This is a genomic window from Niallia sp. MER 6, assembly GCF_023714395.1.
GTDB lineage: Bacteria > Bacillota > Bacilli > Bacillales > Cytobacillaceae > Niallia.
The window spans coordinates 220509-241390 of sequence record NZ_JAMAUK010000001.1 but is presented as its reverse complement, the minus strand read 5'-3'; the positions used below and the strand labels follow the sequence as shown (position 1 = coordinate 241390).

At 38.4% G+C, this 20882-nt stretch carries 19 protein-coding genes; 13 read left to right on the top strand and 6 right to left on the bottom strand.

What is annotated here, in order from left to right; all coding sequences use genetic code 11:
* Positions 1–79: 79 nt before the first annotated feature.
* Complete coding sequence (locus M3600_RS01200; RefSeq protein WP_267913303.1) at positions 80–1213, top strand: N-acetyldiaminopimelate deacetylase; 1134 nt, start codon at positions 80–82, stop codon at positions 1211–1213.
* A gap of 60 nt (positions 1214–1273) precedes the next feature.
* On the opposite strand, the gene M3600_RS01195 is transcribed toward M3600_RS01200, so the two are convergent.
* Entirely contained in the window at positions 1274–2131 is an 858-nt protein-coding gene (locus M3600_RS01195) for a mechanosensitive ion channel family protein (protein WP_251644612.1), read from the bottom strand.
* 275 nt (positions 2132–2406) lie between these two features.
* On the opposite strand from M3600_RS01195, the gene M3600_RS01190 reads away from it, so the two are divergent.
* The 5 genes from M3600_RS01190 to M3600_RS01170 all read left to right on the top strand — a co-directional run bounded on the left by M3600_RS01190 (position 2407) and on the right by M3600_RS01170 (position 8033).
* Positions 2407–2949: a peroxiredoxin gene (locus M3600_RS01190; protein ID WP_251644611.1), complete on the top strand. Its 543-nt coding sequence runs from the start codon at positions 2407–2409 to the stop codon at positions 2947–2949.
* 60 nt (positions 2950–3009) lie between these two features.
* Positions 3010–3468, top strand: coding sequence for a TlpA family protein disulfide reductase (locus M3600_RS01185; RefSeq protein ID WP_233314604.1), 459 nt, complete (start codon positions 3010–3012; stop codon positions 3466–3468).
* A gap of 199 nt (positions 3469–3667) precedes the next feature.
* Positions 3668–5413 carry an ABC transporter ATP-binding protein gene (locus M3600_RS01180; RefSeq protein WP_237941156.1) on the top strand — a complete coding sequence of 582 codons (1746 nt, stop codon included), beginning with the start codon at positions 3668–3670 and terminating at the stop codon, positions 5411–5413.
* 22 nt (positions 5414–5435) lie between these two features.
* Positions 5436–7262, top strand: coding sequence for an ABC transporter ATP-binding protein (locus tag M3600_RS01175; protein WP_233314601.1), 1827 nt, complete (start codon positions 5436–5438; stop codon positions 7260–7262).
* 111 nt (positions 7263–7373) lie between these two features.
* Positions 7374–8033, top strand: a complete 660-nt coding sequence (locus M3600_RS01170; RefSeq protein ID WP_233314599.1) for a potassium channel family protein — start codon at positions 7374–7376, stop codon at positions 8031–8033.
* A gap of 40 nt (positions 8034–8073) precedes the next feature.
* Here M3600_RS01170 and rnjA read toward each other — a convergent pair whose 3' ends face one another.
* The 3 genes from rnjA to def form a co-directional block, all read right to left on the bottom strand.
* Positions 8074–9741 (bottom strand): ribonuclease J1, encoded by a 1668-nt coding sequence (gene rnjA, locus M3600_RS01165; RefSeq protein ID WP_233314598.1) that lies wholly within the window; start codon positions 9739–9741, stop codon positions 8074–8076.
* A complete protein-coding gene (locus M3600_RS01160) occupies positions 9741–9953 on the bottom strand; it encodes a DNA-dependent RNA polymerase subunit epsilon (protein ID WP_233314596.1) in 213 nt (70 codons plus the stop codon). Before M3600_RS01160 ends, rnjA begins: the two co-directional genes overlap by 1 nt.
* Positions 9954–10622: 669 nt before the next feature.
* The gene (gene def, locus M3600_RS01155; RefSeq protein WP_251644610.1) at positions 10623–11177 is read right to left on the bottom strand and encodes a peptide deformylase; all 555 of its coding nucleotides are present in this window, start codon (positions 11175–11177) and stop codon (positions 10623–10625) included.
* 299 nt (positions 11178–11476) lie between these two features.
* On the opposite strand from def, the gene M3600_RS01150 reads away from it, so the two are divergent.
* From M3600_RS01150 to M3600_RS01125, 6 genes are all read left to right on the top strand, one after another.
* Positions 11477–12163 (top strand): YkyA family protein, encoded by a 687-nt coding sequence (locus tag M3600_RS01150; RefSeq protein WP_237941157.1) that lies wholly within the window; start codon positions 11477–11479, stop codon positions 12161–12163.
* A gap of 589 nt (positions 12164–12752) precedes the next feature.
* Positions 12753–13868, top strand: a complete 1116-nt coding sequence (gene pdhA / locus M3600_RS01145) for a pyruvate dehydrogenase (acetyl-transferring) E1 component subunit alpha (protein ID WP_233314593.1) — start codon at positions 12753–12755, stop codon at positions 13866–13868.
* A 3-nt stretch (positions 13869–13871) separates the two neighbouring features.
* Positions 13872–14849 carry an alpha-ketoacid dehydrogenase subunit beta gene (locus M3600_RS01140; protein WP_233314591.1) on the top strand — a complete coding sequence of 326 codons (978 nt, stop codon included), beginning with the start codon at positions 13872–13874 and terminating at the stop codon, positions 14847–14849.
* Between the two features lie 69 nt (positions 14850–14918).
* Positions 14919–16238: a dihydrolipoamide acetyltransferase family protein gene (locus M3600_RS01135; protein WP_233314590.1), complete on the top strand. Its 1320-nt coding sequence runs from the start codon at positions 14919–14921 to the stop codon at positions 16236–16238.
* A gap of 4 nt (positions 16239–16242) precedes the next feature.
* Positions 16243–17652, top strand: a complete 1410-nt coding sequence (lpdA, locus tag M3600_RS01130) for a dihydrolipoyl dehydrogenase (protein WP_251644609.1) — start codon at positions 16243–16245, stop codon at positions 17650–17652.
* Positions 17653–17865: 213 nt separating this feature from the next.
* Positions 17866–18120: a hypothetical protein gene (locus M3600_RS01125; protein ID WP_311315869.1), complete on the top strand. Its 255-nt coding sequence runs from the start codon at positions 17866–17868 to the stop codon at positions 18118–18120.
* A 139-nt stretch (positions 18121–18259) separates the two neighbouring features.
* Here the strand turns inward: M3600_RS01125 and M3600_RS01120 are convergent, their stop codons facing one another.
* Both M3600_RS01120 and M3600_RS01115 read right to left on the bottom strand, forming a co-directional pair.
* The gene (locus M3600_RS01120) at positions 18260–18619 is read right to left on the bottom strand and encodes a hypothetical protein (protein ID WP_233314571.1); all 360 of its coding nucleotides are present in this window, start codon (positions 18617–18619) and stop codon (positions 18260–18262) included.
* A 94-nt stretch (positions 18620–18713) separates the two neighbouring features.
* Positions 18714–20183 (bottom strand): aminotransferase class I/II-fold pyridoxal phosphate-dependent enzyme, encoded by a 1470-nt coding sequence (locus M3600_RS01115; RefSeq protein WP_233314568.1) that lies wholly within the window; start codon positions 20181–20183, stop codon positions 18714–18716.
* A gap of 407 nt (positions 20184–20590) precedes the next feature.
* On the opposite strand from M3600_RS01115, the gene M3600_RS01110 reads away from it, so the two are divergent.
* On the top strand, positions 20591–20863 hold the full coding sequence (locus M3600_RS01110; RefSeq protein ID WP_233314565.1) for a UPF0223 family protein: 273 nt from the start codon (positions 20591–20593) through the stop codon (positions 20861–20863).
* Positions 20864–20882 lie beyond the last annotated feature (19 nt).

The window sequence follows — 20882 nt, the reverse complement described above, 5'->3', positions numbered from 1 at the left end:
GAAACTTCATTCCGCGCTTTTCCTTTTAGCCTGCAATTTATAAGCAGGAGCTATATTTACATTAAGCTGGAGGAGAGAAATGGTGGCAAATACAGACTATGTACAAATCAGAAGAGAGCTGCACCAAATCCCTGAACTTGGGTTTCAAGAATTCAAAACACAAACATATCTGTTAAATTATATTCATGCATTACCTAGCGAGCGGATTGAAATAAAGACTTGGAAAACCGGGATATTTGTAAAGGTGAAAGGCAGAAAGTCTGCAAGACTTATCGGTTATCGTGCGGACATTGACGGTTTGCCGATTACCGAAGAGACAGGCCTTCCCTTCAGCTCTAGTCATGAGCAGGCAATGCATGCATGCGGACATGATTTTCATATGACAATTGCCCTCGGTGTATTAACAAATATAGTGGAAACTCCAATTGATGATGATATGCTGTTTATTTTCCAACCGGCAGAGGAAGGGCCCGGCGGTGCTGAACCAATGCTGAAAAGTGATATCATGCAGGAATGGATGCCTGATATGATCATGGCCCTGCATGTGGCACCAGAGTATCCTGTCGGCACCATTGCAGTGAAACCTGGTCTCTTGTTTGCCAATACTTCAGAGCTTTTCATCGATCTGAAAGGTAAAGGCGGGCATGCTGCCTATCCGCATCAGACGAATGATATGGTTGTAGCAGCTTGTTCCTTAGTAACACAGCTGCAATCAATTGTAGCAAGAAATATCGATCCTCTAGACAGTGCTGTCGTCACAATCGGTAAGATTACTGGAGGCACAGTTCAGAATGTTATCGCAGAGTCAGCGCGATTAGAAGGGACGATGCGGACGCTTTCTGCTGAATCCATGACCAAGGTTAAGGATAGAGTTAAAGCGCTCGTTAAAGGAATTGAAGCAGGGTATGAATGTGAATGTACAATCGATTTTGGAAGCGGATATTATCAAGTTTATAATGAAGAAGCAGTCACGAAAGAATTTATGGACTTTATTAGACAAAACACAACGATTGAGCTGATTGAATGCAAAGAAGCAATGACAGGTGAAGACTTCGGTTATATGCTGAAGGAAATCCCTGGGTTTATGTTTTGGCTTGGTGTCCATTCTCCATATGGTCTTCATCACAGCAAACTGAACCCAGACGAAGATGCATTGCAAACTGCTATTACTATGATTACTTCCTACTTACAGTTTAAAGGCAATAACAACTGAGCAAAAAAAATCCTCAAAGACTAAAGTGTGCATTTCAGTCTTTGAGGGTTTTTAGTTTATTTACTTATTGCCGTTTTCTAAAGCTAAACTTGCCGGTGATGGCAATTTAACTCCTTTTTCCTCCAATGTTTCCTGAACTCTTTGCCGCAGTATTCTTTCGACACCCCATTGCTCATTATTAAGTGTTTTGGCAATAATGCGGATAGTCAAGCTTGTCCCAGCAAACGATTGAATACCAATAACATTCGGACCATCTGTGATTACATCACTTTCCTTACGGATAGTATCACAAACATCCTGGAGTATTTCCAAACAAGCCGGGATGTCATTGTCATTAGAAATAATAACGTCAACAAGTGCCTGCATATCTCCCCTAGAGTGGTTGCTTAAAATTTTAATTTCCCTGTTAGGTATGAAATGAAGGGTGCCATCTGGAGAACGGAGCTGTGTTGTTCTTAGTCCGACTTGTTCCACAGTGCCTGAGAAGGTGCTTGTAGTAATAGAATCACCGACATCGAGCTGTTTTTCTAATAATAGAAAAAAACCTGTGACAATATCACTGACAAGTCCTTGGGCACCAAAGCCGACGGCAAGACCAACAATACCAGCACCAGCAAGGATAGCGGTAGCATCAATCCCGAATGTTTGAAGAACAGTGACTGCCAAAATAAAAATAAGGATATAGGACAAAATATTCTTGGTTAAACTTTCTAATGTTGAAGCTCTCCCTGTTGAGATGGAATGCTTCTTCATATAAGAATCAAAAAGCTTGGATATAAATAATAAGCAGATTTTTTTGATGATAAAATAGAGACAGAATATCAGCAGCAGCTTAAGTAAAATTAATCCTGTGCTGACAAGGAGATTTGCCCAATTAAAGTTTATAAAATAATCTTGCATATCTGTAATTGTATTCATACTGCACTTCCTTTATATGTATTGCTGCTATTAAAAACTTTTTTAATGTATTCCCTAAAAAATAAATTGTAAACTTTTTGGCTGACTAATTATTCCTAAGTATTTTAACCGATTTTTGTAAAAATATTATTAATAATTATTATTAATTTATATTTAATATTACGTGTATTTGACTGGTGAAAATATAGTGTTTATAATTAGAATAATAAGATTATTCTGTTCGTCTCGTTACTAAGTATTCTCAATTAAATCAGTTTTTTTGGAGGTAATTAATAATGCCGGAACGTATGGTAGGCAAGCAAGCGCCAAAATTTGAAATGGAAGCAGTATTAGCAAATAGAGAATTTGGAAAAGTTAGTCTCGAAGAAAATATGAAAAATGACAAATGGACAGTACTGTTTTTTTATCCAATGGACTTTACCTTTGTATGTCCCACTGAAATCACTGCACTTTCTGCCCGTTATGACGAGTTTGAAGATCTTGATGCAGAAGTAATTGGTGTTTCTACAGATACAATACATACTCATTTAGCGTGGATTAAAACAGATCGTAAAGAAAATGGGCTAGGGGACGTAAACTTCCCGCTGGCAGCAGATACGAATCATGTAGTATCAAGAGAATACGGCGTTCTGATTGAAGAGGAAGGGATTGCTCTGCGCGGTTTATTCATCATCAGCCCTGAAGGGGAATTGATGTATTCAGTTGTGAATCATAATAATATCGGCCGAGATGTTACTGAAACATTGCGCGTACTCCAAGCACTGCAAACAGGCGGACTTTGCCCGGCTAATTGGAAGCCTGGCCAAGCTACTATATGATCTGGTTAAAGAATAAGAGAATATATACTTAATGGAGAACCAATTGGGGGAGAAATCAAAATGAAACTACGAGAGCAGATGCCTGAATTAACAGGTGCCACAGCATGGCTGAACAAAGAACAATCAAAAGCCGATTTGATTGGTGACAAACCAACTTTGATTCATTTTTGGTCTGTAAGCTGCTACTTATGTAAAGAAATAATGTCCCAATTCAATGCGTTTAGGGACGAATACAGTGAAAAGCTTCATTTTATCGCCGTGCACATACCAAGGGTAGAGCAGGATTTAAATATGGATACAATCAAAGCAACAGCTGAAGAATATGGCATAACACAGCCAATTTTTATAGATAATGAGCATAAACTTGCTGATGCCTTCGAAAATGAGTATGTCCCTTCCTATTATGTATTTGATCTGACCGGTGAATTGAGACATTTCCAGGCTGGCGGAAGCGGTATGAAAATGCTGGAGAAACGTGTGAATAGAGTGCTTGATGAGCCGATTAAGAAGGGTGATTAAGCAAATTTAAAAAGCATAGATTTTAATCTATGCTTTTTATTATGCAGTAAAAAAACTTTGAATCATTTTGTTTTCAAAAAATTGCTAAAAATCTTATAAAAGCAGTAGATTAATATTTCGAAAACCGTTATATTAATAGTGCAACTTTTTTTGCTCTTAAAAAATGGAGTCTGTTAGGGAAGAAGAGGGGGAGCGGTATTTGGAGACATTTCAGAAGTTAAAGTCGTATTATTTGCCGTTTAAAAAGTATTTTATGGTTTCGATTTGTTTTTTAATTGTGGTGACTGGCATTACCGTTGTGTATCCGATTATTTTGCAGATCACCATCGATGAAGTCGTATTGCAAGGCAAGTATGATTGGATACCGTATTTGTCAATCGGATTTATCGGGGTGATGATTATTAAAGGAATTGCAACATATATTTACCAGTACACAGGTGATATGTTCGGTATCAGCTCTGTGTACTTATTGCGGAATGGGTTATACAAAAAGCTGCAGTATTTGCCTTTTTCCTATTATGATAATGCAAAAACTGGTGATCTGATGTCGAGGCTGACAGCAGATGTAGAAGGATTCCGCTTTTTCTTATCAGCAGGCTTCTCTGAGCTGATCCGTTTTATCTTGTTAATCGCAGTAAGCTTTACTGTAATGCTGAATTACTCTGTATCTTTAACGTTTGTAACTTTGGTAACGCTTCCGTTTTTAGCTGTAGTTACATACAAGTTCGATAAAGCAGTTCATCCTGCGTTTAGAGGAATCAGGAAATCCTTCGGTGTCCTCAATACAAAGGTGCAGGAAAACATCAGCGGCATTAATACAGTGAAATCACTTTCCAGAGAGGATTTTGAGGTCGGAAAGTTTAATAGAGCGAACGGTGACTATAAAGATCAATATTTATTCACTTCAAGTATTTGGTCAAAATACTTCCCATTAATGGAGTTTCTGGGAAATGCCAGCATTGTCCTGCTTATTTCTTACGGCGGATATTTAGTTATTGAAAACAAGCTGCAGCCAGGTGAACTTGTGGCATTTTACAGTCTGCTTGGGTATATTATGTGGCCAATTATGAACTTGGGATTTGTTGTTAATCAGTTTTCCCAGGCAAAGGCCTCTGGTGAAAGACTTTTAGAAATTTTGGAAAAGGACTTTATTATCGAAGATAAACAGGATGCTAAATATGCACAAAAGCTGGTTGGGGAAGTGGAATTCCGCAATGTCAGCCTTAAGTATGCAACAAAAGAAGGTTTTGCCCTACAGGACATCAGCTTTTATGCACAACCTGGCAAAACAATCGGCCTGATCGGCGGAACAGGCTCCGGCAAAACAAGCATTACCCAGCTGCTGACAAGATTTTATGAAGCAACAGAAGGCGTTGTTCTTGTTGACGGGCATCATGTGGAAGAGTATGAGATTGAGTCGCTTCGGGGCAATATCGGATTAGTGTCACAAGAATCGTTTTTATTCTCCTCTTCTATTAAGAGCAATATTGCATATGGCAAACCGGAAAGTACAATGGAGGAGATTATCCATGCTGCTAAACGGGCTCAAGCACATGATTTTATTATGGAGCTGCCAGACGGCTATAATACAATGCTTGGGGAGCGCGGTTTAGGACTGTCTGGAGGGCAAAAACAGCGTATCGCTATTGCGAGGGCTATTTGTATTAACCCTAGTATTCTTATTTTAGATGATGCAACAAGCGCAGTTGATATGCAGACGGAATTTACTATTCAGAAGGAACTGAAAGAAGTAATGGACAATAAAACGACCTTTATTATTGCCCATCGGATTTCGTCTATTAAGCATGCTGATGAAATAATCGTGCTTGATGAAGGGCGGATTGTAGAAAGGGGCTGTCATGAGGAGCTAATTACCCAAAATGGGCAGTATCGAAGAATATATGATATTCAATTCCAAGATAAAAAAAAGATAATAAATGCTTAGGGAAGCAAGGGGGTAAGAAACTTTGAGTAAACAGAAAACGGAAAATAAAGATACCCTAATTTTAAACAGGTTTGAATATACGACAGAAGAAGTAATTGAAAAGCCGTTTAACTGGAAGCAAATGTGGCGCTTGCTGAGCTATATGAAACCATATCAAAAAAATCTATTGCCGTTGTCCATTATCACTGTTTTGATAACAACAGCTGTAAGGCTGATAATTCCAATCCTGATTGGTGTTTATGTCCTCGATCAAGCTATCACAAATAAGGATGGCAGCCAGTTGACAACATTTGTACTGCTAATCGGAGCGATGTATGCCGTTTCCTATGCAGCCAATTTCTATCGAATCAAATGGATGAACGAATTAGGTCAAAAGGTAATCTATGATTTGCGAAAAGGCCTATTTACACATGTGCAAAAGCTGTCACACCGGTTTTTTGATGAGCGGTCTGCCGGTTCTATACTTGTTAGAATATTAAATGATATTAATTCCCTACAAGAGCTATTTACAAATGGTGTTATCAACCTATTAATGGATATCATCTTACTGATTGGAATTTTTGTAATCCTGCTAACATTAAGTCCAGAACTGGCTTTAGCTGTATTAGTGGTCATTCCTGTCATGTTCTTTATCTCTACAGCGTTAAGACGGAAAATCAGGAAATCATGGCAAATTGTTCGGCTTAAACAATCTAAGCTGAACTCGCATTTAAACGAGAGCATTCAAGGAATTAGGGTTACCCAAGCTTCTACTCAAGAAAAGCCAAATATGATGTTCTTCGATGGCTTGAACAATGAAAACTTTGAGAGCTGGAAAGATGCTTCTAAGCAGAATGCTATGTTCCGTCCGTTTGTGGAAATTACCAATGCCATTGGTACAGCAGTACTCATCTGGTATGGAGCGTATTTAATCCAGCACGGAATGACAATAGGTGTTTTTGTTTCCTTTGCGTTTTATTTAGGAATGTTCTGGGAGCCAATATCCCGACTAGGCATGGTATATAACCAGCTTTTAATGGGAATGGCTTCCTCGGAGCGGATATTTGAATTTTTGGATGAGAAGCCAAATGTTTCAGAGGCGGACGATCCTGTCACCCTTCCAGAAATGAAGGGGCAAGTTTGCTTTAAAGAGGTGGAGTTTGCTTATACAAGTAATCGCAAAGCTTTAAATGGAATTAATTTGACCATTCAAGCTGGTCAGACAGTTGCTCTTGTTGGCCATACAGGTTCTGGAAAAACCACTATTGCCAATTTAATCAGCCGCTTTTACGATCCGACAAAGGGAGAAATTTTCGTAGATGGTATCGAAATAAAAGACATCTCACTGAAATCGTTACGAAGTCAGATCAGCATTGTGCTGCAAGACACGTTCATCTTCTCAGGAACCATTATGGAAAATATTCGCTTCGGCCGACCTGATGCAACAGATGAGGAAGTGATTTCTGCGGCGAAGGCAATCGGAGCTCATTCATTTATAGAGGCATTGCCTAAAAAGTATGAAACAGAAGTAGAAGAACGAGGGAATATCTTATCTGTCGGCCAAAGGCAGCTTTTATCCTTTTCAAGAGCACTTTTGGCAAATCCACGCATATTAATTTTAGACGAAGCGACAGCAAGCATTGATACAGAAACGGAAGTCAAAATCCAAGAAGCATTAAAGACCCTACTCAAGGGAAGGACTGCCATCATGATAGCACATAGACTTTCTACGATTCGAGATGCGGATAAAATAGTTGTTCTTGACCACGGCAGCATAATGGAAGAAGGCTCACATGAACAATTGATGGAACAAAACGGTATATATTATCATCTCGTAGAAGCGCAATTTAAGATGTTAAATGCAGTATAGATCTTAAAACGAAAATGGTATTCCTTTTAGTGACAGTATGGGTATAGCTGGTAAAATAGTAGCTGTTCCTTTATTATTATAGAATAAGGTACTAAAACTGGAGGAAATACAGTGAAAAAGGAATTTGCAGTAATCGGACTTGGCCGCTTTGGCGGAAGCATATGTAAAGAATTAATGGAGCTTGGTATGGAAGTGATGGTCATTGACAAAAATGAGGAACGTGTCAATGAGTATGCTAATATTGTGTCACATGCAGTTGTCGGCAACTCTGTAGATGAAAATGTACTGAAAAGCCTAGGCATTCGAAATTTCGAGCATGTGATTGTGGCGATTGGCGACGATATCCAGGCGAGCATTTTGACGACGCTTATCTTAAAGGAGATGGGTGTCAATAACATTACCGTTAAAGCCCAAAATGATTATCATGAAAAAGTGCTAAAGAAAATTGGCGCAGATTCAATTATTCATCCAGAGCGGGATATGGGGAAAAGAATTGCCCATAATATCGTTTCTAATAATGTCCTCGATTATCTCGAGCTGTCTGACGAACATAGTATTGTCGAAATCAAATCAAGCAGCCGTTTGGCGGGACATACAATGGTTGATCTTGATATCCGTGCCCGCTACGGTATTACAATTGTAGCTATCAAGCGAGAAAATGATATCATTGTTTCTCCGCAAGCGAATGAACCGATAAAAGAGGATGATGTTCTCATCGTAATTGGGGCCGATTCTGATATTAACCGGTTTGAGAAAAAAGTAATGTCCTAAATAAAGAAAAGAGGTCAGCGATTAAGCTGGCCTCTTTTTATTAAACTTCCATAATGATAGGAAGTATCATTGGTCTTCTTTTTGTTTTTTCGTATAAGAATGGAGATAGGGTATCAATAATCTCGTTTTTAATTTCAGACCATTGCGTTGTTTTACGCTCCATTACTTTGTTTAAATGCTTGTTAATCAATGATTGCGCATCGTTGATTAAGTCGCCAGATTCTCGCATGTATACAAAACCTCTGGAAATAAGGTCAGGTCCAGCGGAAATCTTGAAGTCCTTCATATTAATGCTCACTACGACAACAACAAGGCCTTCCTCTGAAAGAATGCGGCGGTCGCGCAAGACGATATTGCCGATATCCCCGATGCCGCTTCCATCAATGTAAACAGAACCGGACGGAATTTTCCCTGCTACCTGTGCTGTATCGCTTGAAAGAGCAAGCACTTCACCATTATCCATGATAAAGCAGTTTTCTTCTTCCACACCGCAGTCAATTGCTGTTTGTGTGTGGATTTTTTGCATTCTGAATTCTCCGTGAATAGGCATGAAGAATTTAGGTTTAATTAATCGCAGCATAAGCTTTTGCTCTTGCTGTCCGCCGTGACCTGATGTATGAATATTGTTTAAAGGTCCGTGGATAACTTCGGCACCAGCGCGGTAAAGCTGATTAATTGTTTTATTGACACTTAATGTATTCCCAGGAATCGGGGAAGATGAAAAGACAACTGTATCTCCAGGTATGATCTGGATTTGGCGATGTGTGCCGTTGGCAATTCTAGACATCGCTGCCATCGGTTCTCCCTGGCTTCCTGTACATAGAATCGTTACTTGATTTGCAGGTAAACGATTGATATGGTGCGGTTCAATAAACGTTTCTTTCGGAGCTTTAATAAACCCAAGCTCAAGACCAATATTGATTGCAGCTTCCATGCTACGTCCAAACACGGCAACTTTACGGCCAAATTCTACTGCTGCATCTGTAACTTGCTGCAGTCTGTAGATATTTGAAGCGAAAGTCGCGAAAATCAAACGTCCGTCTGCTCTGCGGAAAATATCTTGAATGCTTTCGCCGACTTTTCTTTCAGACATAGTGAAATTCGGCACTTCACTGTTTGTGCTGTCAGACAGTAGGCAAAGCACGCCTTCTTTTCCAATTTCAGCCATTTTTGTTAAGTTCGCAGGTTCGCCGACAGGAGTAAAGTCAAATTTAAAGTCTCCTGTATGAACGATTTGCCCTGGCGGTGTCTTAACGACAATCCCGTAAGAATCAGGGATGCTGTGTGTTGTCTTAAAAAAGGAAACAGATGTTTTTCTAAACTTAATCACATCATCTTCTTTAATTTCATGCATAGTTGTTTGTCTTAATAATCCATGCTCTTCAAGCTTATTGCGAACAAGAGCAAGAGCAAGCTTTCCGCCATAAAGAGGAATATTTACTTGTCTAAGCAGGTAAGGAATACCGCCAATATGGTCCTCGTGACCATGTGTAATGAATAATCCTTTAATTTTATCTGCGTTTTTCACAAGGAAACTATAATCAGGAATTACATAATCGATACCGAGGAGCTCGTCCTCAGGAAACTTAATTCCAGCATCAATAAGTATAATTTCATCTTGGAATTGCACACCATATGTGTTTTTACCGATTTCCCCTAGTCCACCTAGAGCAAATACAGCTGTTTGATCGTTTTTAACAAATTTCATTATTCAATCTCCAATACTGTAAAATCTTCATTTTGTTTTTCATAGTCTAGGTAAGCTCCATCTACTGGGCGTACAAATTCAATATTGTAAGGTTTTTCAGCTAGTTTAGTACGGACATCTCTTTCTGATATACCTTCAACGTAAATTGTTTTTGTTTTTTCTCTTACTGGTACCTCTGTTTTTAATTCTTGGAAGTAAACTTTATAAACCATTTGAATCGCTCCTTAAAAAAATATTATCTAATTTTTATTATATAAAAGATTAACATGTTTTTCATGTTTTTCTATATAGAAATCGCTTTAATGTAAAGATATGTAAATTTGTAGGTTTCAATCTTTCCTGAAATCCTGCTTATTTTAGAACAATGATAATCGTATCATAGCATTATTTTCCCATAAATAATATAGATGAAACAGATGTTCACAAGCAAGTCCATGAAAAAAATAAAAGGCCCAACCCTCTGATAAGTGTACATGCATATAAAGGGCCATTCGACAGCCGTGCTTTATATACGTGTTGGCAAAATGAGGTCAGACCCTAATGGAACAATCGGTTAGTTTTTAAGCAATTGTTTTTTTACGCAACAAATCTTTCCACTGTCTACGAAGCTTTTGACGAAGCTTTTTTAACATAGTGGATCATCTCCTTACTTCCTATTTTAAACCATTCTTGTACAAAGTAAAGCCTTGCTTCTTAGTATATGGTGTATTTTGTCCTGAAAAGAGAAAATTATGTCTATAGTGGAGAATATTATAGGAGGAAAATTAGTAATGACTCTATATTGTTAGTATATGTAACACTAGTTAAATCTTTTATGTCAGGAGAGGTTTTTTTGAAAATGGGCGACAGAAGGCACTGCCTAATAGCAGCGCCTTAACCCATTATCTATCAATTGGAATCGCGTTTTCAACCGGTGTATACGGAGCTTCTAAATTGATATGGTCATAGAACATTACACCGTTCAAATGGTCAATTTCGTGCTGGAAGACGATAGCAATAAGTCCCTTAAGACGCAGCTTTATCTCCTTATTATCAAGGTCGACTCCCTTAACAGTGACTCTAGCATATCGCGGCACGAAACCAGGGATGGTCTCATCCACAGACAAACAGCCTTCGCCGCCAGTTAAATAAGACTTTTCAACAGAATGACTGATTATTTTAGGATTAAACAAGCAATAGCTGTAAAGTTTTCCATCCTCATCTTTAGCATGAACAGCAATCATGCGTTTTGGAACATTAATCTGTGGTGCTGCAAGGCCCACACCGCCCCTTAAGCCATACTTTTCAGCTTTTTCAGGGTCTTGGCTATTTATTAAATACTCCATCATGCTTTGTAAAATCTGTTTGTCTTCCTCGCTGGCAGGCAGAGAAACTTCTTCTGCTACATTTCTTAATGTCGGATGACCGTCACGAATGATATCCTTCATCGTTATCATACTGATCACGTCCTTTTGCATACATAAAATGATAAATACGAATATAAGTCTAACAGACAAATGCTAAAAAGTTAATCTTTTGGAATTCATCCAAAATTATATGAAAAATAAAATACTAGAATAAGTAATATAAAAGAAGAGAACGGAATAGCTTTTAATAGAAGATTACTATTTGGGTTTTCGTAAAGGTATTTGCCCTTATGTTTCACAAATGGCAGAATAGAGTGGTTATATCATAAAACCATACAGCATTATATTTATACTTAATAGCAAATGAAACGAGAGTGGGGAGGATATAATTGAAAAAAGCGAAAAGACTGGCAGCAGCAGCACTTATGATTGTCATTATTACCAGCTTGTCCGCTTGCAAGGGCTTCGAATCTTCTGGTGAAAAAATGCATGGCAAGCTGGAAAAGGTAGTAGAGCTAGAGAAAGAGTTTGAGGATCAGCAAGATCCGCTAGTAAAACTAGAAAAGAGTGAACAAGAGATTTACGCCAACATCATCTCGTTAGGGCTCGAAAAAATGGATGAAATAAAAAGTCTCTCAGATGAGGCACTTGCATCAGTAGCCAAACGGGAAGAATATATGAATAAAGAGGAAGAAAGCATCCAGAAATCAAAGGAAGCTTTTAAGAAGGTTAAACCAATTATTGAAGATATGGATGAAGATGAAAAAGACCTTAAAGCAAAAGCAGAGGAGTTATACAATGTCATGATAGACAGGTATGAAGTGCATGACCAATTATATGCAAATTACACTACCGGCTTAAAGTATGATAAAGAGCTGTATGAAATGTTTAAAGACAAAGATGTAAAAATAGATGCGCTTGAAGAGCAGATTAATAAAATTAATGAAGTATATCAAAAAGTGCTTGCCAATAATGAAGAGTTTAATAAATTGACGAAGCAATACAATGAACAGAAGCTCGATTTTTATAAAAAAGCGGGAGTCGAAATTAAAGTAGAAGAAACACAAAATAAATAGACTAAAGTAAGCGTCTTAAGAGATTGGATGCCAGATAGGTATTGGATGTATATTCATTTACTTATCTGGGCATTCATTACACTAGGGCGCTTTTTGTTTTACATAGGCGTTTTTTAGGATGTTTTCGACAAAATGGCGAGCTGGAAAAAAATGTTGATATTATAATACAGATTCGGATAGTGTTATTTTTATAGTACAGATATATAACAGCTGATAATACAGTTTAAATAAATTTTTTTTAGCAAAATAAAAAAATACACAAAAAACATAGTACTTTAAGATTGACGGATAATATTTATGTATATTAAACTTATACATGTATTAAAAAGTTGTATTAATATATTTTATTGTACTTATTGATACAGAACATACGGATACCGAATTATTTATAAAGACGTTTTTTCTAGCGGATTTTGTGGAAAACTGCATAAGTATGGTTTTTTTTAAGTTGAAAAACAATGTGGAGGATAAACTAGAAAGCGCTGTCTAACTAGGTTACCACATTTTCATTACCATGAAACAACGAAAAGAAAATGCGTTAGATTTTTTTTGATGCGTCTTTTTAAAAAGAAAGGAAAGGGTGGCTTAAATGGCTTCTAAAACGAAGAAGGCTCAATTAGATGTGCAAGCACAGCTTGAACAAGTAGAAAACCAATTTCAAACACTTCAGATTCTAAATGAAGAGGGCGAAGTGGTAAATGAATCTGCAATGCCTGATTTAAGTGATGAGCAATTACAAGAATTGATGACTCGCATGGTGTACACTCGTATTCTTGACCAACGCTCAATTTCTTTAAACAGACAAGGTCGTCTAGGTTTCTATGCACCGACTGCAGGTCAAGAAGCTTCTCAATTAGCTTCTCAATTTGCATTGGAGAAAGAAGATTTTATTCTTCCAGGATATCGTGATGTTCCTCAGTTAATCTGGCACGGACTTCCTTTATACCAAGCATTCTTATTCTCTCGTGGACATTTCAAAGGTAACCAAATGCCTGAAGGTGTTAACGTAATTTCACCGCAAATCATCATCGGTGCACAATACATCCAAACTGCTGGTGTAGCACTAGGTATGAAAAAACGCGGAGCGAAATCAGTAGCTATCACATACACAGGTGACGGCGGTGCTTCACAAGGTGACTTCTATGAAGGTATTAACTTTGCTGGTGCATTCAAAGCTCCTGCTATCTTTATCGTACAAAACAACCGTTTCGCAATCTCTACTCCAGTTGAAAAACAATCTGCTGCAAAAACGATTGCACAAAAAGCAGTTGCTGCTGGTATCCCAGGTATCCAAGTAGACGGAATGGATCCATTGGCTGTTTATGCAGCTGTTAAAGATGCTCGTGAAAGAGCTGTTAATGGTGAAGGTCCAACATTGATCGAAACACTTACTTATAGATATGGTCCACATACAATGGCTGGAGATGACCCAACTCGCTACCGTACATCAGATCTTGATAGCGAATGGGAAAAGAAAGATCCATTGGTTCGCTTCCGTAAATTCCTAGAAAACAAAGGAATCTGGAACGAAGAAAAAGAAAACGAAGTAATCGCTCGTGCTAAAGACGAAATTAAAGAAGCAATCAAACTTGCTGATGCTGAACCACAGCAAAAAGTAACTGACTTGATCAACAACATGTTTGAAGAGCTTCCAAATAACTTGAAAGAACAATATGAAATCTATGCAGCAAAGGAGTCGAAATAAGCCATGGCGCAAATGACAATGATTCAAGCAATCACTGATGCGTTACGCACAGAATTACGTAATGACCCGAACGTTTTAGTATTCGGTGAAGACGTAGGTGTTAACGGCGGTGTATTCCGTGCAACGGAAGGACTTCAAAAAGAATTCGGCGAAGATCGTGTATTCGATACTCCGCTAGCTGAATCCGGTATTGGTGGTTTGGCTGTAGGTCTTGGTCTTCAAGGCTTCCGTCCAGTTCCTGAAATCCAATTCTTCGGTTTCGTATATGAAGTAATGGACAGCATCAACGGTCAAATGGCTCGTATGCGTTACCGTTCAGGCGGACGTTACAATTCACCTGTTACTATCCGTTCTCCATTTGGCGGTGGTGTTCATACTCCTGAGCTTCACTCAGACAGCTTAGAAGCACTTGTAACAACTCAACCTGGTTTGAAAGTTGTTGTTCCATCAACACCTTACGATGCAAAAGGTCTATTGATTGCTGCGATCAGAGACAATGATCCAGTTGTTTTCCTTGAGCATTTGAAATTATACCGTTCATTCCGTGAAGAGGTACCTGAAGAAGCGTACACAATCGAAATCGGTAAAGCAGACGTTAAACGTGAAGGTAAAGACCTATCATTGATCGCTTACGGTGCAATGGTTCACGAATCACTTAAAGCTGCTGAAGAACTAGAAAAAGAAGGATACTCTGTAGAAGTTGTTGACTTGCGTACAATCAGCCCATTGGATGTTGATACAATCGTTGCTTCTGTTGAAAAAACAGGAAGAGCTGTTGTAGTTCAAGAGGCGCAAAGACAAGCAGGTATCGCTGCACATGTTATCGCAGAAATCAACGAGCGCGCTATCCTTAGCCTAGAAGCTCCAGTATTGCGTGTAGCTGCTCCTGATACTGTTTATGCATTTACACAAGCTGAGAACATTTGGCTTCCAAATTACAAAGATATCATTGAAACAGCTAAAAAAGTCCTTACTTTCTAATAAAGTAGTTATTAGTCAGGGATAATAAGAAGCAACGTAAATAATGGAAATGTAGGAGGTTGAATTACTTTGTCTTTTCAATTCAGATTACCGGATATCGGTGAAGGTATCCACGAAGGTGAAATCGTAAAATGGTTTGTTAAACCAGGCGATAAAGTTCAAGAAGACGACGTTTTGTGTGAAGTACAAAACGATAAAGCAGTAGTAGAAATTCCGTCTCCAGTTGACGGTACAGTAGAAGAAGTACTTGTAGAAGAAGGTACAGTTGCAGTTGTAGGTGATATCCTAATCACTTTCGATGCTCCTGGTTATGAAGACATTCAATTTAAGGGCGACCATGGACATGACGCTCCTAAAGAAGAAGCTAAAACAGAAGCTCAAGTACAAGGCACAGCAGAAGCTGGCGATACTGTAGCTAAAGAACCAGTCCAAACTCCTGCTGCTGCAGAAGAAGTGGATCCAAACAGACGCATTATCGCTATGCCATCTGTACGTAAATATGCTCGTGATAAAGGTGTGGAAATCCGCACAGTATCTGGTACTGGCAAAAACGGCCGTATTTCAAAAGAAGATATCGATGCATTCTTGAACGGTGGAGCTGCTGCACCTGCTGCAACAGAAGCTGCTGAAGCTACTCCAGCTGCAGAACAAGAAGCACCAAAACCACTTGCGATTCCAGAAGGCGACTTCCCAGAAACTCGCGAAAAAATGAGCGGTATCAGAAAAGCAATCGCTAAAGCGATGGTAAACTCTAAACATACAGCTCCACACGTAACACTTATGGATGAAGTAGAGGTTTCAAACCTTGTTGCTCACCGTAAGAAATACAAAGAAGTTGCTGCTGCTAAGGGTATTAAATTAACGTTCTTGCCATATGTTGTTAAAGCATTGACAAGTGCATTAAAAGAATTCCCAGCACTTAACACTTCTTTAGATGATGCTACAAGCGAAATCGTTCACAAGCACTACTACAACATCGGGATCGCTGCTGATACTGAAAAAGGACTTCTAGTTCCTGTTGTAAAAAATGCTGATCGTAAAGGAATTTTCAATATTTCTAACGAAATCAACGAACTTGCTGGTAAAGCTAGAGACGGTAAACTTGCTCCAGCTGAAATGAAAGGTGCTTCTTGCACAATTTCAAACATTGGATCTGCTGGCGGACAATGGTTCACTCCAGTTATTAACCACCCAGAAGTGGCTATCCTTGGAATCGGACGTATTGCAGAAAAAGCGATCGTTAAAGACGGCGAGATTGTTGCTGCACCAGTATTAGCTCTATCTCTAAGCTTCGATCACCGCATGATCGACGGAGCTACTGCTCAAAATGCAATGAATCACATCAAGCGTTTGCTAAACGATCCAGAACTATTGTTAATGGAGGCGTAAAAACATGGTAGTTGGAGATTTTCCTATTGAAACAGATACTATAGTCATTGGTGCTGGCCCTGGTGGGTATGTAGCTGCAATCCGTGCGGCGCAACTAGGACAAAAAGTAACAATCGTTGAGAAAAATGTATTGGGCGGAGTTTGCTTAAACGTAGGCTGTATCCCATCAAAAGCATTAATCACAGCAGGTCATCGTTTTGAGACTGCTAAGCATTCTGACGATATTGGGATTACTGCTGAAAATGTAAAAGTAGATTTCTCAAAAGTTCAAGAATGGAAAGCAAGTGTTGTTAACAAGCTTACTGGCGGTGTAGAAGGCCTTCTTAAAGGAAACAAAGTAGATATCGCTTATGGCGAAGCATACTTTGTTGATGCTAACACACTAAAAGTAATGGATGATAAGTCATCTCAAACTTACACTTTCAAAAATGCAATTATTGCAACTGGATCTCGTCCAATTGAAATTCCTGCATTCAAATACTCTAAACGTGTTCTAGATTCTACTGGTGCACTTTCTCTTAAAGAAATTCCAGAGGAAATCGTTGTTATCGGTGGAGGTTATGTAGGTACTGAGCTTGGTGGAGCATACGCTAGCTTCGGAACTAAAGTAACTATTCTAGAAGGTGCTGACGATATCCTTAACGGTTTCGAAAAGCAAATGTCTTCATTGGTAGTTCGCAACTTGAAGAAAAAAGGTGCGGAAATCATTACTAAAGCAATGGCTAAAGGTGTCGAAGAAACAGATACTGGCGTTACTGTAACATATGAAGCAAAAGGTCAAGAGCAAAAGATCGAAGCTGACTATGTATTCGTAATGGTTGGAAGAAAACCAAACACAGACGAACTAGGTCTTGAACAAGTAGGAATTGAACTTGCTGAACGCGGACTTATCAAAACTGATAAGCAATGCAGAACTACTGTAAGCAATATCTTTGCAATCGGTGATATCATTGAAGGACCACCACTTGCACATAAAGCTTCTTATGAAGGTAAAATTGCTGCAGAAGTTATCGGTGGTCACAATTCTGAAATCGATTATCTTGGAATTCCTGCTGTTGTGTTTGCTGAGCCAGAATTGGCTACAGTTGGACACACAGAAGCTTCTGCTAAAGAAGCTGGAATCGAAGTTACAGCTGCTAAATTCCCATTCGCTGCTAACGGCCGTGCACTTGCACTTAACCAAAGCGAAGGTTTCATGAAGCTTGTTACTCGTAAAGAGGATGGCCTAGTAATCGGTGCTCAAATCGCTGGTGCAAACGCATCTGATATGATCGCTGAACTTGGTCTAGCAATCGAAGCAGGAATGACTGCTGAAGACTTGGCAATGACTATCCATGCTCACCCAACATTGGGAGAGATCACTATGGAAGCTGCTGAAGTAGCAATTGGTAGCCCAATTCATATCATTAAGTAATAATAAAAAAACCTCTCTTTATAGAGAGGTTTTTTTTGTATTATTTAACAGTTTTCTATGCTTGGGTGCTGAGAATGGTTTGCAAGTTTGAGGGGACTATATAATGGAAGGAAAAATCGTTATTATACGGCATGAATTGTGAGGACATGCATAAATATAGTGTATCATACTTACATTTCATAATGGACGAACTTAAGCGGAATGGAGAGTGGGGTGTTTTCCTTGAAGGTTTATACGACAATTCTACTGCAACTTATGTTATGGAGCGGTTACTCTATCATTGAATGGCTGTCAGAACATGACCTTTTCATTTATAAAGTGGTGATGTTTGGCGTGTTTTTATACTTGGCTGTTATACTAGGGAATTACGTAAATAGGTCGCAAAGGAAAACCATGCTGGCTACTGCCATAAGTCTTTCTATTTATGGCTCCTTTCAGATGATTATGAGTATCATAGCAGTCGTTTAAGAGTGAATAAGGGTTCCTATCAATGTTTAGCATAACTTCTTGCCTTCCAGTCATTGTGGGCGTCTCACGCAACATTATATACAAATAAAAAAAGCCTTCTATAATAGAAGTCTTTTTTCATATAGTAGATCTTTAAAAATTAAAGTTCATCTTTTTTATCTTTTTTTCTGCCATTTTTATTAATTGCTTTTGTGCTGAAGCTTGCAACTACTGTGTATACACTGAAAATTAATAAGAAATAACAGATGAATGTAAACACAAGTGGAAATGGTTGAAGCTTTGTTTCCGTTTCTAAAGGTGATTGGAAAGTGAATTCAGCAGGGTAGGCATTTTCCTCTTCGGGTAATTGCACCTTTTGTTCAGCAAAGGGGATAGGTCCGCCAAAAACCAATGTTTCTTTCTGTTCTAACGGTTTTTTCTCTAAGTAGTTATGAAAGATGAACGGGGAACTTAAGCTGACGATAAGACTGATAATTGCAACTATAATAACTCTCTTCAATGAATAATTCTCCTATCTTTATCTATCTTTTCCCGCAAATAAATATATACGGATGCAGGTAGTTGCATCCGTATATGATTATGCAAATTTAAATTTAGCGGATAGCTTTATGTTCTTTAATAACGCGCAGTTTTTTGAAATCATAATCCTCAGGACCTTGCACAGGTAGTCCTGCTTCCATATTCCTGCGAATGTATTCCAGATTGTCCTCTGTAATAATTTCTCCAGGAATGAAAATAGGAATTCCCGGTGGATAGACCATGATGAATTCAGCAATAACTCTTCCAACAGAGTCATTAAAATCAACAAGCTCTGTTTCCGAATAGAACGCATCACGAGGAGTGACGGCAAGCAACGGTATATTAGGAAGCATTACTTTTGCTTCTACCTTGCCTGCTTTACTATGACATTCTTTGGACAGTTCATTTAATGCATGAAGGAGCATGTCTGCTTCTTTTTTTGTATCTCCTGGTGTAATAATACAAAGGATATTATATAAATCAGACATCTCTACTTCAATATTATAATGCTTACGCAGCCATTCTTCCACATCATGGCCTGTTAAGCCTAAATCCTTCACAGAAATAACTAGTTTAGTCGGATCAAAGTCGAAGGCCATAGATGAACCAACGATATCTTCACCTAAGCAATAAAGATGTTCGATTTCATTCACTCGTCTGCGAATGTTTTGGGCAAGCTCAATCGTATTATCAAGAAGTTTTTTTCCTTCTGTTGCTAAACGTTTTCTTGCTACATCTAATGATGCGAGCAATAAGTATGATGTGCTCGTTGTAGTCAGCATGCTCATAATCGCTTGGACGCGTTTATAATTAACAAGATTGCCCCTCATATTCAAAATGGAGCTTTGCGTCATCGAACCACCTAGCTTATGAACGCTGGTTGCTGCAATATCTGCGCCTGCCTGCATTGCTGACATTGGCAGCTCGTCATGGAAGTGTATATGCACACCATGAGCCTCATCGACGAGGACTGGTATATTATAAGAATGGGCTAAATCCACAATTTTTTTTAAGTCTGCAGCTATGCCAAAGTAAGTAGGATTTATTACTAATAAACCTTTTGCATCTGGATGTAAATCTAGGGCATGCTGAACAGCTTCCACTGTTATACCATGCGAAATGCCAAGCTCTTTATCCACTTCTGGGTGGATGAATATTGGAATAGCACCAGCAAAAACAATGGCAGACATAATAGATTTATGAACATTTCTTGGTACGATTATCTTATCTCCTGGACCACAAACGCTCATAATCATGGTCATAATGGCGCCGCTGGTTCCTTGTACCGAGAAAAAGGTATAATCAGCACCAAATGCTTCCGCTGCCAATTTTTGCGCTTGTTTAATAATTCCTTTCGGTTGATGAAGATCATCAAGTGGACCAATGTTTATTAAATCGATGGAGAGGGCATTTTCTCCAATAAACTCTCTAAACTCTGGGTCCATTCCATTTCCCTTCTTATGTCCAGGAATATGAAATTGAACAGGATTTTTTTTTGCATGTTCCAATAAACCGTGGTATAACGGTGTTTCGTATTGTGACAATTTATTACCACACCTCTTTAAGTTAGTATTTTGTTTGCCGTTTTCATAACGGATTTTGATCCTCCTAAAAATAGAAGTTTTCCACTGTTTGTAAAAACAAATGGATATTGGGTTTTACCCTTAAAAACTTATTAAATTCATAAAACAAAAGAATTATAGCACTTTTTATTTTTTTTGCATACAATTAGTTTTTACTATAAAGGAAAGAATTATTGTAACGAATTTATAAAATATATATTTGCCTTGTAATAACAGCCTAATTTCCGCAGTGAATTAAAGCTGGAAAGCATGTAGAAGTGTTTTAAACTGCGGCAGAATGCGTATAGTAGGAAGGTGTTTTACAATTTGTTTTTATTCCACTAAAATAAAGAGAACTAAAAATTTTAAAAAACAAAAGAGGTACTTATATGGAATATCAATACCCGATAGATATTGATTGGTCAACAGAGGAAATAGTTGAGGTAGTAAAGTTTTTTGAATGCATCGAAGCAGCATATGAGAAGGGGATTGAAAAGGAAGCACTTATGGAACAGTATAAGTTGTTCAAAAAAATTGTCCCTGGTAAAGCACAAGAAAAAAATGTATGTGATGAATTTGAAGAAGTCAGCGGCTATTCTACGTATCGCACTATAAAGAAGGCGAAGGAAGCGGAAGCTGGAACTAAAATAAAAATGCCTTAATAGAAAAGAGGAAGAAAAC

Excerpts from the sequence above, each read along its gene's own strand:
- M3600_RS01200 (WP_267913303.1), top strand. The coding sequence starts at position 80 with ATGGTGGCAAATACAGACTATGTACAAATCAGAAGAGAGCTGCACCAA.
- M3600_RS01195 (WP_251644612.1), bottom strand. The coding sequence starts at position 2,131 with ATGAATACAATTACAGATATGCAAGATTATTTTATAAACTTTAATTGG.
- M3600_RS01190 (WP_251644611.1), top strand. The coding sequence starts at position 2,407 with ATGCCGGAACGTATGGTAGGCAAGCAAGCGCCAAAATTTGAAATGGAA.
- M3600_RS01185 (WP_233314604.1), top strand. The coding sequence starts at position 3,010 with ATGAAACTACGAGAGCAGATGCCTGAATTAACAGGTGCCACAGCATGG.
- rnjA (WP_233314598.1), bottom strand. The coding sequence starts at position 9,741 with ATGAAATTTGTTAAAAACGATCAAACAGCTGTATTTGCTCTAGGTGGA.
- M3600_RS01160 (WP_233314596.1), bottom strand. The coding sequence starts at position 9,953 with ATGGTTTATAAAGTTTACTTCCAAGAATTAAAAACAGAGGTACCAGTA.
- def (WP_251644610.1), bottom strand. The coding sequence starts at position 11,177 with ATGATAACGATGAAGGATATCATTCGTGACGGTCATCCGACATTAAGA.
- pdhA (WP_233314593.1), top strand. The coding sequence starts at position 12,753 with ATGGCTTCTAAAACGAAGAAGGCTCAATTAGATGTGCAAGCACAGCTT.
- M3600_RS01140 (WP_233314591.1), top strand. The coding sequence starts at position 13,872 with ATGGCGCAAATGACAATGATTCAAGCAATCACTGATGCGTTACGCACA.
- lpdA (WP_251644609.1), top strand. The coding sequence starts at position 16,243 with ATGGTAGTTGGAGATTTTCCTATTGAAACAGATACTATAGTCATTGGT.
- M3600_RS01110 (WP_233314565.1), top strand. The coding sequence starts at position 20,591 with ATGGAATATCAATACCCGATAGATATTGATTGGTCAACAGAGGAAATA.